13 protein-coding genes and 1 tRNA gene are annotated in these 13901 nt (G+C 56.0%); 9 read left to right on the forward strand and 5 right to left on the reverse strand.

Features of this window, described 5'->3' with window-relative positions:
* Nucleotides 1–9 precede the first annotated feature (9 nt).
* Complete coding sequence (locus VFX97_01895; GenBank protein HEX5701954.1) at nt 10–1032, reverse strand: tetratricopeptide repeat protein; 1023 nt, start codon at nt 1030–1032, stop codon at nt 10–12.
* Between the two features lie 249 nt (nt 1033–1281).
* Between VFX97_01895 and VFX97_01900 the strand changes: the two genes are divergently transcribed.
* Nucleotides 1282–2166 (forward strand): hypothetical protein, encoded by an 885-nt coding sequence (locus VFX97_01900; protein HEX5701955.1) that lies wholly within the window; start codon nt 1282–1284, stop codon nt 2164–2166.
* Nucleotides 2167–2281: 115 nt separating this feature from the next.
* Here VFX97_01900 and VFX97_01905 read toward each other — a convergent pair.
* Nucleotides 2282–2358: transfer RNA gene (locus VFX97_01905), tRNA-Arg, on the reverse strand.
* Nucleotides 2359–2480: 122 nt separating this feature from the next.
* Nucleotides 2481–2861 carry a cytochrome c gene (locus VFX97_01910; GenBank protein ID HEX5701956.1) on the reverse strand — a complete coding sequence of 127 codons (381 nt, stop codon included), beginning with the start codon at nt 2859–2861 and terminating at the stop codon, nt 2481–2483.
* 227 nt (nt 2862–3088) lie between these two features.
* Here VFX97_01910 and VFX97_01915 point away from each other — a divergent pair, with 227 nt between their 5' ends.
* From VFX97_01915 to VFX97_01945, 7 genes are all read left to right on the forward strand, one after another.
* Nucleotides 3089–3862 carry a chlorite dismutase family protein gene (locus VFX97_01915; GenBank protein ID HEX5701957.1) on the forward strand — a complete coding sequence of 258 codons (774 nt, stop codon included), beginning with the start codon at nt 3089–3091 and terminating at the stop codon, nt 3860–3862.
* A 29-nt stretch (nt 3863–3891) separates the two neighbouring features.
* Nucleotides 3892–4473: a DUF2585 family protein gene (locus tag VFX97_01920; GenBank protein ID HEX5701958.1), complete on the forward strand. Its 582-nt coding sequence runs from the start codon at nt 3892–3894 to the stop codon at nt 4471–4473.
* 341 nt (nt 4474–4814) lie between these two features.
* Entirely contained in the window at nt 4815–7643 is a 2829-nt protein-coding gene (locus VFX97_01925) for a hypothetical protein (GenBank protein HEX5701959.1), read from the forward strand.
* 135 nt (nt 7644–7778) lie between these two features.
* Nucleotides 7779–8081 carry an acylphosphatase gene (locus VFX97_01930; protein HEX5701960.1) on the forward strand — a complete coding sequence of 101 codons (303 nt, stop codon included), beginning with the start codon at nt 7779–7781 and terminating at the stop codon, nt 8079–8081.
* A gap of 14 nt (nt 8082–8095) precedes the next feature.
* The gene (locus VFX97_01935; GenBank protein ID HEX5701961.1) at nt 8096–9004 is read left to right on the forward strand and encodes an ABC transporter ATP-binding protein; all 909 of its coding nucleotides are present in this window, start codon (nt 8096–8098) and stop codon (nt 9002–9004) included.
* The gene (locus VFX97_01940; protein ID HEX5701962.1) at nt 9001–10347 is read left to right on the forward strand and encodes an ABC transporter permease; all 1347 of its coding nucleotides are present in this window, start codon (nt 9001–9003) and stop codon (nt 10345–10347) included. Before VFX97_01935 ends, VFX97_01940 begins: the two co-directional genes overlap by 4 nt.
* An 8-nt stretch (nt 10348–10355) precedes the next feature.
* Nucleotides 10356–10946 carry a class IV adenylate cyclase gene (locus VFX97_01945; protein HEX5701963.1) on the forward strand — a complete coding sequence of 197 codons (591 nt, stop codon included), beginning with the start codon at nt 10356–10358 and terminating at the stop codon, nt 10944–10946.
* A 37-nt stretch (nt 10947–10983) separates the two neighbouring features.
* Here VFX97_01945 and VFX97_01950 read toward each other — a convergent pair whose 3' ends face one another.
* A complete protein-coding gene (locus VFX97_01950; GenBank protein HEX5701964.1) occupies nt 10984–11784 on the reverse strand; it encodes a zf-HC2 domain-containing protein in 801 nt (266 codons plus the stop codon).
* 327 nt (nt 11785–12111) lie between these two features.
* Nucleotides 12112–12795 carry a sigma-70 family RNA polymerase sigma factor gene (locus tag VFX97_01955; protein ID HEX5701965.1) on the reverse strand — a complete coding sequence of 228 codons (684 nt, stop codon included), beginning with the start codon at nt 12793–12795 and terminating at the stop codon, nt 12112–12114.
* Nucleotides 12796–13078: 283 nt separating this feature from the next.
* Between VFX97_01955 and VFX97_01960 the strand changes: the two genes are divergently transcribed.
* A complete protein-coding gene (locus tag VFX97_01960; protein HEX5701966.1) occupies nt 13079–13885 on the forward strand; it encodes a hypothetical protein in 807 nt (268 codons plus the stop codon).
* Nucleotides 13886–13901 lie beyond the last annotated feature (16 nt).

A 13901-nucleotide genomic window follows, 5' to 3' on the forward strand; every position in this document is an offset into this window, starting at 1 on the left:
TTCCTGCGCTTACGGCTTCTGGTTTTGGTTGATGTATTCCTGCAGCTTGGCTTTGTCTGAATAGTCAGGCTTCTTCGTGAGGAATTGCTGGTACTCAGCAGCGGCCCGATCTTTCATGCCGGCTGCGTTGTAAAGCGCCGCGAGGCGCAAGTGAAGATCGGCTTTGCCGGCGGGATCCAATTTCAAAGCTTCATTGAGGTGGCCAACCGCTTTCGATCCCTTCTTCCCCAGCAGGTAAGCCTCGCCGAGATAGTGATGAGCGTCGGCTGACTTGGGATCGATTTCGACGGCCTTGGTAAGCGTTTCGATAGCGCCGTCAGGGTTCTTCTGCGCAATTCGTACTTTCCCCAGGTTTACCAGGACCACCAGAAAGTCAGGCTTTTCTTCCAGCGCGCGTTGATAAGCTTTGTCAGCATCAGAATATTTTTCTTCGCGAAACAGGATGGAACCCATCTCTGCCCAGGCAACAAAGTCCTTTGGATCGTTCGCGACGATCTGTTCAAGGAGCTTGCTGGCTTCTGAGAGCTTTTTATTCTCCGCGGCGGTTCGGGCCCGCTCAAGCAGCGCTTGATTGTTCGCAGATCGATTATAGAGGCCGGTGGTTCGTGGCGGTGCGTTAGTGGGCGAGTGACGCATCTCCAAAGTAATGTCTTTGCGAATGTCCGTTTTTTGCCGCTCTGCAAGCCGGAAAGGATCGCGGTAAACCTCACGGCCGTCGTACTCGACAACCAGCGCGTATTCCCCGTTGGGAATGCCCATGAAGCGGAATCGGCCGTCTCTTGAAATAGGCTGACGCTGCACCACGTTCATTCCGGCATAGATCACGACGTGAAACGTGGTCGTCTCTTCGGCGCCGGCGCCGCCAATCTTTAGGTCGCCATAGATCATATGGCCGTCGCCGAACGGAATCGGGGAACTGGTGCTACTGCCCCCACGTTGGGCTGTTGCGTTTACGGAAAGGCAGGCAATTAGAAGTGCAAGCCAGAGTACGGCGAACATCGAGCGTCTTGCTCGGACTAAAAGCTGGGTCATACGGCGGTTCCTTTCACGTAGGGAATCTAATACTTGTCCCGCTGGGGATTAAGAAGAGATACGGTCTTTTCTTATGCCAATTCCTGAGCTAAGTCAACAGATCGCCGGTTGTTCGCGCAGCACGGGTGGCTCGGTAAGATTTCCTTGTCTTCGACCGCAGATTCGAGGAACCTACGCACTAATCAATTCGTTGTTCAGCGTGTAGAAACACCAATGGTGGCCGCCGCCACCGATCATCAGGAGGCTTCAATGAAACGTGTACTAATCGTCGTAGTGCTGGTCGTAGCCGCAGCAATTCTGGGCTTGTGGCGCACGAGCGGTGGCGTACGGCAGAGCCTGAGCCGGGTCGTCGGAGCTTCCGGAGAACAATCACAGGGAGATGCGCGCGAGGAGATTCGGAAGAGCTTCGAGCTGCAGCCAGGCGCGCGAATCGATGTCACGGGCATCAACGGCAAGGTTGATATTCAAACGTCGGATACCAAGACCGCTGAAGTTTACGTGCTGCGGACCGCAGGTGGGCGCGAGGGATTGAATCGGCGGCAAGTGACTGTCGAGCAGACGCCCACGGGACTGGTGATAAAGGGCAAACAAGTCGGTCACGGCTTCTGGGAACACCTGTTCGGATCCAAAGCCACCGAAGATGTCACGATCAAGGCTCCACGCCAGATTGCGCTGGGGCTGAGAGGGATTAACGGTCGCGTCAACGGCGGCGACATCGATGGTGCGCTCGAAGTGAAAGGGGTTAACGGGGGCGTCACCTTAGGTCAGGCAAATGATACGGCGACCATCAGCGGCGTGAACGGCAACATCTCGGTGGGTTTGACTAGCCTCTCTGATTCGGGTGCGCGTGTCAGCGGAGTCAACGGCAACATCGAGCTGAAATTAGCCAGCGGCCTGAACGCCCAACTTACAGCGAAAGGGATGAACGGCAGTGTACGTTCAGAGATTCCGGGCGTTACGATCGATAAGGACGATTACGGCTCGCGCTATTCAGCCAGAATTGGAAACGGCGGCCCGCCGCTCACGTTCAGCGGCGTCAACGGCAATGTGCGACTGACGCGTGTGAACTTAGTCGCCACTGAGAACGAAAAGAAGTCCGGGACGAAGGTCACTAAGACATCATCAGAAAAATGAGCGCGGTTTATCTTGGTTTCAAACGTGAAAGGCCGGAGATCGTCTCCGGCCTTTTGCTTTAGCACTGGCACGCCGCTGGCGTGCAAGCACTCCAGAGGAGTGCGCACCTTAAAAGTGGTGCACCCAGGAGGACTCGAACCTCCGGCCTTCTGATTCGAAGTCAGACGCTCTATCCAACTGAGCTATGGGTGCGCATAAAAAAAGAAGGTCTTTGTACTTTGGTCTTTGTTCTTTGATCTCTGTCCAACGTCACCCACTTAAGCCTAAGACTAAGACCTTAGTTCAAAGTTCAAAGTACAAAGCACAAGTTTACTTTATTTCTTTTCAGCCGGCGGCGTGTGCCCCGGTTGAAATTCCTTACGAATCATCCGAATCAGTTCGTCGATCTGCTGCCCGGTCAATTGGACTTTGAACGAAGGCATGCCGTCGCCGCCTTCAATTATCTGACGGCGAAAATCTGAATCCGTATGACGCAACGCATGGCCCTTGCTGAAGCTCGGAACTTTCAGTGTCTTGCCGTCTTCAAGTTTTACCGTCCCGCCGACGCCATCGACGCCATGGCAGTTCTGGCAATCCTTTGCGTAGATGCCGCGCACCAGAGCAAACTCGTCGGGCGTCGGCGTCGGCGTCGCCGTTGCCATCGGAGCTTTCGGCTCGGTGTTAGTTGTCGTTGGCTGATTGCTGCATGCACACATTAGCAGTGTGCAGATGATTATCACTAAGAAAGATCCGCGGAAAGTCATTCTTTATCCCTCAGCAATTTGCTCCTGGAACGTGGGCAGTATACCACGCGCGTCACAGCGTGACGGATTGGTTCGCCTCGCATTGCAAAAGCGTTTAACTCGCCGCAGAATAGGTGCGCCCTTACTTAAGGATTTGGATTTCATTTTACGGCCGCCTCGAGTCGTTCACTTCAACCCTGATGAGCACCGAACGAGAATCTCCAACCAACGGTCCGCGCGGCGCTTTGCGGCTCGCGCCCAATGTTGAAGAGTTAGAGGAGCACAAACGAAAGTGTCCGCGGCAGTTCGTTAACTTCACTTTTTATCGAGCATTGCCAGAATGGCGCATGCTGGCGGATGCCGACAAAGCAGATTGCAAACAGCGTTTCATAAACACGATCGATGATTTCCGTCGAGATCTTTTGATCCACACTTATTCGACGGTCGGGTGGCGCGCGAATGCCGACTTTATGATTTGGCGCATCGGCTACAACCTCGAACCCTTTCAAGACATGACGAGCGTGCTGAACGGTACGCCGATGGCGAAGTACCTGGAAGCGACTGAGTCTTTCCTTTCGATGACCAAGCGATCGATGTATATCGAAAAAGACTGCTCAGATCACGAAGAGGATCATACTCACGTCGTGCCGGGCCAGTCCGAATACCTGTTCGTTTGCCCGCTTCAGCGCACGCATGAATGGTACGCGCGGCCGCAGGAGCAGCGGCACGAGATGATGGAGGAGTATCAACGCATCGGCTCGAAGTATCGTTCAGTAAAGCTGCACACGACGTATTCGTTTGGTCTGGACGATCAGGAGTTTGTAGTGGCCTTCGAAACTGACAATCCTTCGGATTTTCTCGACATGTTTCAGGAGTTGCGCGAGACCAAAGCAAGCTGCTTCACGTTGAAGAGCACTCCGATGTTCACCTGCCGTCGGCGCAGTCTGGCTCAGTGCCTGGACGCACTCGGATAATTCCGCCAGGAGCTTTTTTCCAATCCTGCTTGAACAAGCAACGACAGCTCAGAATGTGGCCGGCGCTGGTCGTTCTGATCTTCGTCGCGACGGCGGTTCAGCTGCGGTTTCAGGGCCGATCGTGGTGGTGTGGATGCCGGTCCTTTTTCTGGACGTCGGACGCGTGGAGTTCGCTGACATCGCAAACGTTTCTGGATCCGTACAGCTTCACACATCTGTTGCACGGCTTCATGATCGCCGGCCTGCTCTTGCTCCTGTTTCGTTTCGTGGTGAAGAGAAATGTGCCCACGAGTTGGCGGTTGGTGATCACCCTGGTGCTCGAGGCGCTTTGGGAGATTCTGGAGAATACCAATGCGGTGATCGATCGTTATCGGGAAGCCACGGCGGCGCTTGGCTACCAGGGCGACACCGTTGTGAACTCGCTGGGCGATATGGTGTGTTGTGGTCTGGGCCTGCTGATAGCGCGCAAGCTGGGCTGGTTGCGATCGCTGCCGATCTTCATCGTCAGTGAGATCGTTTTGCTGTTCTGGATTCGCGATAGCTTGATTCTGGAAATCATCATGCTGATTCGTCCGATCGATGCGATTAAAGGTTGGCAACTGGGTCATTAAACCGAACGCGGGTATCAGGCAGCCATTGAGGCAGCTATGCGAATATTTGAAAATTACGAAGCGTTTTCCATCCGAGGAACGCTGCTCAATGGTTGACCAGATGCGGCGAGCGTCACGTTCGGTCTGTTCGAATATCGGCGAGGCTTGGCGCAAGCGTCGCTATCCAGCACACTTCAAAAGCAAGTTGAGCGACTCGGAAGGCGAAGCGGAAGATACACGAGTCTGGTTAGATTTGGCGTTCCGGTGTAAATACATTTCCGAAGCGGAGGCAATGGAGCTTGATCAGGCTTACGACAGAATTCTTGGGCAGCTCTCGTACGAATGATCGACCATCCCGAACAATGGCGCATCAGAAAAGACGCAAGGACATCACGCCGCAATTAACAAAACTGGTTGCCATTATCGTCGGATGCCTTCTCGTCTACGCTACGCCGACGAGCTTTGCGCAGGGCTTGATTCAAAGCTCCGCGTCTCCCCATCTCACTGTCGCCCGCTCCGGTTTCGAACATACCTCGTCTCCGCGTCTCCCGGTCGCCCCCTCTTCCGAATACCTCTGGTATGAAGCTGAAAACATGCGCGGCATCAGCGCCGACGCGCGCCATGAGCCTCTGCTGAACCCTTCGTGGATGCAACAGCCCGCGGCGAAGAAGCCGGGTTGGGGAATTAACGGACCCGGCGTTTCGGCCGAATGGTCGCAGGGCGGCGAGAGCGAATGGAACTCAGTTAACGCGAGCGCCGATGAGATACGCGGAACGATTTCGCAGGAGATCGAAGTGCCGCGCGCCGGTGAATACAAACTGTGGGTGCGCTACGCGGATTGGGCAAGCAAAACTGAGAGCTTCACGATAAAGATCACTCAATCCGGCCGCGATGTCTTTAGTCAGGAGTTCGGCGCGAAAGACGTTATCGATCCTCACGACGAGATCAAAATGTACTGGCAGTGGGCGTTTGCCTGGGATGGCGCCAAAGCAACGCTCGCTAAGGGTCCGGCGCGTGTATCGATCGAAATTCAAAAAGCAGCTCAAGCGTCGCGGCTGGTTGACTGTTTCGTGCTCACCAACGATAGCTCTTACGCTCCGCAAGGAAGAGAGAAGCCTGAATTCGCGGCGGCTCGTTACCTGCGGGACTACGCGAAAACGCGTCCCGCGCTGGCGCCGCTAATCGACCAACCAGCGGCGCCGAGTGTGCCTCAATCATGGAATCCGCCAAAAGTTGCCGGGCGCGATTTCGTGATGCCCTGGAACATCACCAAAGAGTTCTGGTCGATGTACGACAAGCCCGCCGATCAGCGTCCGCTCTATCCGTTCCACGCTGAACCGATCGACGAATTCGTCAAAACATATTCGGGCAAGCGTGAGGTTCCGATCTTCGATTCAAAATTCGTTGTACCCGTCATTTACATCAACAACGCGGCCGAGCTTCTGAAAGAAGGCAGCCCGTTTCGTCGCTACCTGCAAGAGACACGTTCGCCGTTTGCGATTCTCATCAATTACGGCGCAGCGAACTTCGCTTCTGACGCGGACGCGCAAGCGGCCTGGTCACTCTTGAACGGAGAGCTGCGCGATCAGTTTATCGGTTGGGTCTCGGGCGAGAGCATCGGCTACGTGTGGGAAGAAGCGCCGCAACACCTCAAGATCAAGCCCGACATGACACGGACGCAGATGCTCGAGGGTTTGCGCAGCTTCTATAGTGATGCGCTGGCGCGCAAGTGGGGCGCGACTTTCCGCGGACCGGCCGGCCCGATGTGGGACAAGCTGATTCCGGCGCAGTCCACGTCGAGCACTTCTTTCGCGCACGCGCTCAGCCATTGGGGCGTGCGACTTTTGGGAATGGAGACGGCGGCCGTGCAACCGATGTTCGCGATGCGCATCGCTTTCACGCGTGGCGCAACGCGACAGTTCGGTGGCGCATTTCTCTACTATCATGCGCCGAACTTTGGCGACTCAGCCACCACCTTTACCAAGGTGCAGAATTTCGGCGGGCCCGACCACTTCTTCCATTCGCGCTACGGTGCGACGATGGGGCCATCGCTGTCCTGGTATCGAAAGAGTTACTACCTGTATTACATGTCCGGCGCATCCGCGATCTATCTCGAGCAGGGCTTCGATCAATTTTTCAAGCCCGGTCCGGGCGAGCATCCTTTCCAACTGAATCCGCTTGGCCGCATTACGAACGAGTTCATTCGTTTTGCTGAGAAGCACCCCGATCGCGGTGCGCCTTACACGCCCATTGCGTTTCTGCTCGACCCGGCGCACGGCTGGGACATGATCGATTACCCGCAGTGGGCCTTCGGTGTTTCTCAAGTCAATCGCAGCGATCGCGCGTTACGCCAATTGTTCGGCGCCGCGTACTACCCGGGACTCGTGCGCGAAGGCGAACCGGCCACCGGTGACCGGCAAGCGTTCGTGCCGGGTGCCTTCGGAAACATCTTCGACGTCCTGGTTGCATCCGACACGCAGAAAGAAGCGATCGACAACTACCGCGCAGTTGTCGTGGGCGGTGAAGTGAACTGGTCAAAGGGGTGGCCTGAGCGGCTCGCTGATTACGTTCGGAAAGGTGGTGTCGTCGTTCTCAACGCGGCGCAGGTTAAGGGTTTACCCGAGAGCCTTCTGGGTGTACGCATGAGCAATGCGACGGCTGAAGCTGATAGCGCGAAGTGCGCCATCAACGCGCAGGAAAATCAGGATCTGAGTGGGCAGATGTTTCGTTACGAACGGTTCAACCCCACAACGGCCCAGGTGCTAATGACGGCGCCTAGCGGCGATCCATTAGTGACGTCGAATAAGATTGGCCGCGGTCGTGTGATCTTTATTTCGGCGCCGGACTTGCTGGGCGCAGACGAACGAATGACACCGTTCGCGGCGCATCTTCTCGCACATCTCTTTGCCGAAGCGACGCCGGTGCGAGTTGAAGGCGACGTGGAATACCTGGTCAATCGAAATGCGAACGGCTGGGTCGTAACGCTTTTCAATGACAGCGGCGTTTTCAAACCGCAACAGGGTCTGGCGCAAGTCGATCGTTCAGCGGTTGTGAATGTGACTGTGGGTTTGAGGAATCAAAAGGTCACTACCGCGACTGAATGGCTGACGGATACCAGGCTTCCATTGAACGGTGCCAATGTGCAGCTAACAATTCCGGCTGGAGGCATCGCGATCGTCGAACTGAAGTAGACAGCGGTACGCACGCCTCTGGCGTGCCAGCCTTTTCATCAATTAGCACGCCAGAGGCGTGCGTACCTCGCGCCGCGCCGCTAGACTATCGCGTTCAATTTTGCAGTAATAGTGTGACCGACTCGGATTCACAAAATGCAGTTTGATGCCGCAACAAATCCCCACAAGGTCGCCCGGCGCTTCTTGATCAGCGGCGAGGTGCAGGGCGTCGGCTATCGCTTCTTCGCGCAGCGCGCCGCCGCACGGCATCAAGTGGTCGGGTACGTGAAGAATCTCTCTGATGGGCGCGTGGAAGCTCTCGTCGAAGGTTCGCCGACACAGGTCGAAGCCTTCAAACACGACCTCGCGGCCGGCCCGCGTTTTGGTCGCGTCGAGGACGTCGAAGAATTAACCCTCGATCCGACGGGCAGCTATTCGGCATTCCGCATCGAGCATTGATTTCGCGGTCCCACATGAGCGACGCACCTACCCTGATTGTTGACCACGTCACGAAAAGGTTCGGCGACTTCACGGCCGTAGACGACCTTAGTCTCCAGGTCCATCGCGGCCGCGTGTTCGGGTTGATCGGTCCGAATGGCGCGGGCAAAACGACGACCATTCGAATGATCGTCAACATCACCGTGCCGGATTCAGGAGGTATCAAACTGTTCGGCCAGCCGATGAGTTCGCAACTTCAGGATCGCATCGGCTATCTGCCCGAAGAACGCGGCCTCTATCGCAAGATGAAGATCGGCGAGCAACTGCGCTTCTTTGCCGAACTTAAGGACGTGCGGGGCAAGGATGCTGACGAACGGATCAACAAGTGGCTGGCGAAACTGCAACTGACTGACTGGAAAAACAAAAAAGCGAAAGACCTGTCGAAGGGCATGCAGCAGAAGGTTCAGTTCATCACCGCCGTGATTCACGATCCCGACCTGCTAATTCTGGACGAGCCGTTCTCCGGACTCGACCCCGTCAACGTGGAACTGATGAAACAGACGATTCTGGAGAAGAAGGCTGAAGGAAAGACAATCATTCTCTCGACGCACCAGATGGAGATTGCCGAAAAGCTCTGCGACGACGTCTGCATGATCAATCGCTCGCATAAAGTCCTGGATGGAAAGCTGCGTGAGATACGCCGCAGCTTCTCGCGTAATGCCGTTGAGCTTCAATTTACCGGCAGCGATGACGTGCTGCAAGACGCATCGCTGGTCGCGAACACTCGCGAGAGCGGCGACGATCTCGAGGTCTTGCTCGCGCCGGGCGCCGATGCGCAAACCCTGCTCAAACGTCTGGTCGCGAGTGGCGCAGTCATCAACAAATTCGAACTGGCTGAGCCCAGCTTGCACGACATTTTCATCGCCAAGGTCCGCGAATCATGAGAAAGTTTTTTGCCGTCATAAAACGCGAATACCTGCAGCGGGTCCGCACCAAGTTCTTCATCGTCGCGACGGTGCTGGGGCCGGTGATGTTGGCACTTTTCACCGTGGTGCCGGTCTACATCGCCAGCATCAATGTCGGCAACGCGACGCGTCTGGCCGTCATCGACCAGACCGGCAAGATTTACGATCGGTTCCGCGAAGCTTTGGCCGACACCGAAGATGACGACGACGATGATGACTTGAATTCCAATTCGGGTGCGGCTGCGAACTCGAACCAGCAGGATCGCGCCCAGCGCACCGGAGAGCGCAGTGACGCACGCTTTGATATTGAACAAGTGACGCTCGACGGACGGGCGCTCGAGGAAGTTAAGCGGCAATTGAACGAGCGCGTCCGCCGCAGCGAGCTCGATGGTTACGTGGTTATTCCTCCCGACATTCTCACCGCGGGAAAAGCTGAATTCTACGGGCGTAACACTGGCGACATTTTCACGCGCGGCACGGTGGCAGAGCGTTTGAGTCGCGCGGTGCGCGAAGAGCGTTTGGCGGAAAACAAGATCGATCAGCGCGTGTTGCGCGAAGCCAGCCGGCGCGTGACCTTAAACAGCACGAAAATCAGTGCCAGCGGGGAGGAGAAAGTTTCCGGCAGCAGCTTCATGGTGGTGTTTTCCTTCGGCATGCTCATTTACATCAGCGTGCTGATGTACGGCCAAATTGTTTTGGGCGCCGTCATCGAAGAAAAAGAAACTCGCATTGCAGAGATTCTGTTTTCGTCGATGAGATCTTTTCCGCTGATGATGGGCAAGTTAGTGGGTGTGTCGCTGGTGGCGCTGACGCAGCTCAGTATTTGGGGGTTGGCGCTGTTGGCGTTCGCCGGGTTCGGTGGAACCATGATGGGCGGCAGCTCGATGAATGTGCCGCACGTGCCGCCGATCATGTTCGTCTATTTCGTTCTGTACTTCCTGCTTGGCTATTTCATCTACGCTACCGTATACGCGTTAATCGGGTCGATGGTGACGACGACGCAGGAAGGTGGCCAACTCGCCATGCCGGTAGTGCTGATGCTGGTCGCCGGTTTTTATTTTGTCTTTCCAATCATTCGCAGCCCGAATTCTTCGTTGGCTTTTTGGGCATCAATGTTTCCGTTCCTCGCGCCCATCACGATGATGGTGCGCATCACGACTGAGACTCCGCCGGCGTGGCAGATCATGCTGTCGCTCGCGATCGGATTCGCTACCGTCGTCGGACTGATTTGGGTGGCGTCGCGGATTTATCGCGTCGGGATGTTGATGTACGGGAAGAAAGCAACCATTCCAGAAGTCTTGCGTTGGATCCGGCAGTCGTGAAAAGAACAATGCCGATCGAAATCGAAAAGAAATATCGTTTGACCCCCGGCGAGCGTCGCGCGATCGAAAAGCGACTTCGCGGTTTGGGTTATAAGCCCAAGAAGGTCGAGTTCGAAGAGAACACGATCTATCGCGGCGGCAATTTAGCATTCGGCAAGCGCGCCATGCGCATTCGCCGCGTGAATGGCGAAGCAATTCTTACTTTCAAGCAACGCATTCCCACGAACTCTCCCATCAAGCATCAGCAGGAAAACGAGACGCGCGTCAGCGACGCGGAAGCCACGCACGAGATTTTGTTGGCGCTCGGCTTCGCGCCCGCGTTAGTTTATGAAAAGCGTCGGACGCGCTGGGATGTTGGCAAAGCGAAACTCGTGATTGATGAGTTACCGTTCGGATTGTTTATGGAGATCGAGGCGTCTGAACGTGACATCAAGCGAGTTGAAAAGCTCATCGACGGCGGCAAACTGGCGGCGGTGAATGAAACCTATCCGTCGCTAACCGCAAATGTGGGAAAGAAGAATCGGAAGGGAATTATCGAAGCGAGATTTGGTAAGGCAAGAGGTCAGAAGTCAGACATCAGAAGTCAGACGTCAGATTAAAGTCCCGAACTCTGATGTCTGATGTCTGATGTCTGGGTTAGTAGTTCCGATCGCGTACTTCCACTGTCTGAATCGAAAACACGACCCGCATTGTTCCGGCCCGGCGGTCTAAAGAAGACGGCACGAACACGGCGTTGTTTCTCAGCGCCGCCTGAAAGTCATCAAGCATCCGGCGGTCGCGCGGCGCGTGCATCACATCCGCAACGGAAGCCGTTCCGTTGCTGAACACGTCCGCGATCACGACCATGTCATCGGTACTCTCACTTTGATGCGAATGCGGGTTCGCAAGATTCAGAGTGGCGAGGCCGCCGTTCGGATTGAGACTAGGCGACTCAGAATTGAACGGCGTGCGCAGTGCGGCGTAATTGGTCGGGGTAATAGGCCGATTTATATCGTAGGGCCCGCTGCTGCTCACCGCATTGTATTGCTCAAATGCGGTCGCGGCTTCCTTCAGCGCCAGCATGTGTGGTCGCAGGGCGGCGAACACAGCCGCGAACAGGATAATTGACGCGACCGAGCTGAACGCGTAGCGCATGGCCCTTGGTTGGAGCCAAACGGAAATAAAATCGACGAAAGCCTCGCCGAAAGGCGCATTGCGGCGCGCTCGTTGGACTGAAACCTCCGCGCGAACCGCATTTTGGATTACCGGGATTAGATCAGCAGGCACTGAAGGCCGCGACATTGTCCCGAGACTGACCCGCACGGCGCGAAACTGCGCGAGCTCGTCACGGCAAACCGGACAGACTTCGAGGTGCCGATCGCAACGGATGCGTTCGGCATCCGCTAGCCCATCATCGCAATAGAGCGAAAGCGACTCCTGAATTTCTTCACAGTTCATAACAACTCAGACTTCAGATGTCAGGTATCAGACATCGAAATCAGTCTTGTTCACGCGTTGATCTGATATCTGACGTCTGACATCTGACCTCTGCCTTTCAGTGAACGGCTGGCCAGCCCCGGCTGCTCTTCCCTGGAGCAACGCCGGCTCTGCAAGGTTGGCGTTATCGATTCATCCATGGTCGAGTGAAGCTCACGTGTTGTTGCTGACCACGTTTCCAAACTCACTCTCACACTTCCGAATTGGCCACCCTGTCCAGCCGTCACTTCGACCCTTTTGGCACCGGTTCTCCGTGAAGCCGGGGCTGGCCAACCATTCACTTTCAATTTACAAAGAGCCTTCTAACTTGCGTCGCAGCTCCAGGCGTCCCCGCGCCAGCCGCGATTTTACGGTCCCGATGTTGATTTGCAGCGCCGCCGCAATCTCTTCGTACGTCAGGCCTTCAACATCTCTCAGCACGACGGCCTCACGATAAGCGCTACGCAAACTCTGCAAAGCCTCGCGCAACTGATTCTCGCGCTCATGTGCGAGCGCTTCCTGTTCAGGATTGGAGGCGTTGGCGTCTTCCAGGCGCGTGGCGATCGTCTGCTCGCGTTCTCCGATCGGCGCGTCCAGTGAAACCGTCGCATCCCGGCGTCTCCTGCGCCACCAGCGCCAGCGATTTCGCGCCTGGTTGATTGCGATCCGGTACAGCCAGGTTTTCAAATCCGCGTCACCGCGGAATTTCGCTATCGCCTGGAAAGCTCGTAAAAATGTTTCCTGCGTCAGGTCCCGAGCTTCTTCAGGGTCACTGGTCAGGCGATAAAGCAGCGCGTAAATATCGCCGGTTCTTTCCGCTACCAACTGTTCGAACGCTGCGGCCTCGCCGCGCTTCAATCTCTCCAGGAACAGGTCTTCCGGTTTTTCAAGGAACAGGTCTTCAGCAGTCGAACGGACACCGACTAAAGCTGCCGAAGCAACTTCGTTCAACTCCGCCTGGGTGCGAAGGGCGATTTGCTCTCCGTAGCTCACGCTAAACCCCCAACGGCTCCGTCTGGCGCGACAAGCTTAAAACCGTTCGACCGCGCTTGCTCGTGCCGACGTTCCCTTAGACTCCCTCGTCCGATGTTTTGTTCCCTGTCCGACATTCCCTAAATGACTAAGTTCAGCCGGTGACTTTGATGACGCGCACTGGGCGAAAGTTGCGGCCGGCGCCTGCTTGACATCCACCAGACCCGCCGTTAAATTCGCTGTTTCTGCGATCATACACATTTTTGAACGCGCGTCACCGTGCGAACTTGCAAGAGGAAATTGCTTGGCTAAATACAAAAAGAAGCGCGCCCGCGAGCTGAAGCACGATAAGTTTCGCGACACCACGATGTTGCTTGCCGATCGGGTGGCGACCCGTACTGCCGGACGGGGGCGACAGGTGCTCTATGTGTTGCTGGCGGTGGTGGTTCTGGCGGCGGCGGCATACGGAATCTATCGTTGGCGGCAGAAACGAGCGGACGAAGCTGAAGCCGCCATGGGTCGCGCCATCGCGATTGCGCGGGCGGAAATTAACCCGACCCCGCCACCAACCTCGAAAGATCCGGTTTTCAGTACTGAGCAGGAACGCGCTAAACGGGCGATCGAAGAATTTCAGAAAGTCGCCGCCAAGTATGGCGATCCGTACCGCAGCCAGGCGCAATTGTTCATTGCCCGTAACCTTTTGGTGACAGAGCCCGAACGTGGCGTGACGGAGCTGCAGAATCTGAGTAACGGGAGCGGCGATGTGGCCGTGCTGGCAAAGTTCGCACTCGCGCAGAAGAAAGAATCGGACGGAAAGTTTGATGAAGCAGCCGCGATGTATGCCGACCTCGCGAGACAAAACGCGACGATTGTGACGCCGGAATCGGCGAACCTGCGGCTGGCGCTGGTTTACGATAAGCAGGGGAAGAAAAAGGAAGCTGCCGATTTGCTCTTCAACCTGGTATCCGCCGCGCGCAGCGCGAAAGACAAAGACGGCAAACCGATTCGCGAGTCAGCGGCCGCTCGTGCAGCAGTGCGCGAACTCCTCCGAATTGATGCCGACCGGCACAAACAATTACCGGCCCCTCCGCCGATGGACCTTACCCTCTGAGATAGTTAGGCTTGTC

It is taken from the genome of Pyrinomonadaceae bacterium (genome assembly GCA_036277115.1).
Classification (GTDB): Bacteria; Acidobacteriota; Blastocatellia; order Pyrinomonadales; family Pyrinomonadaceae; genus UBA11740.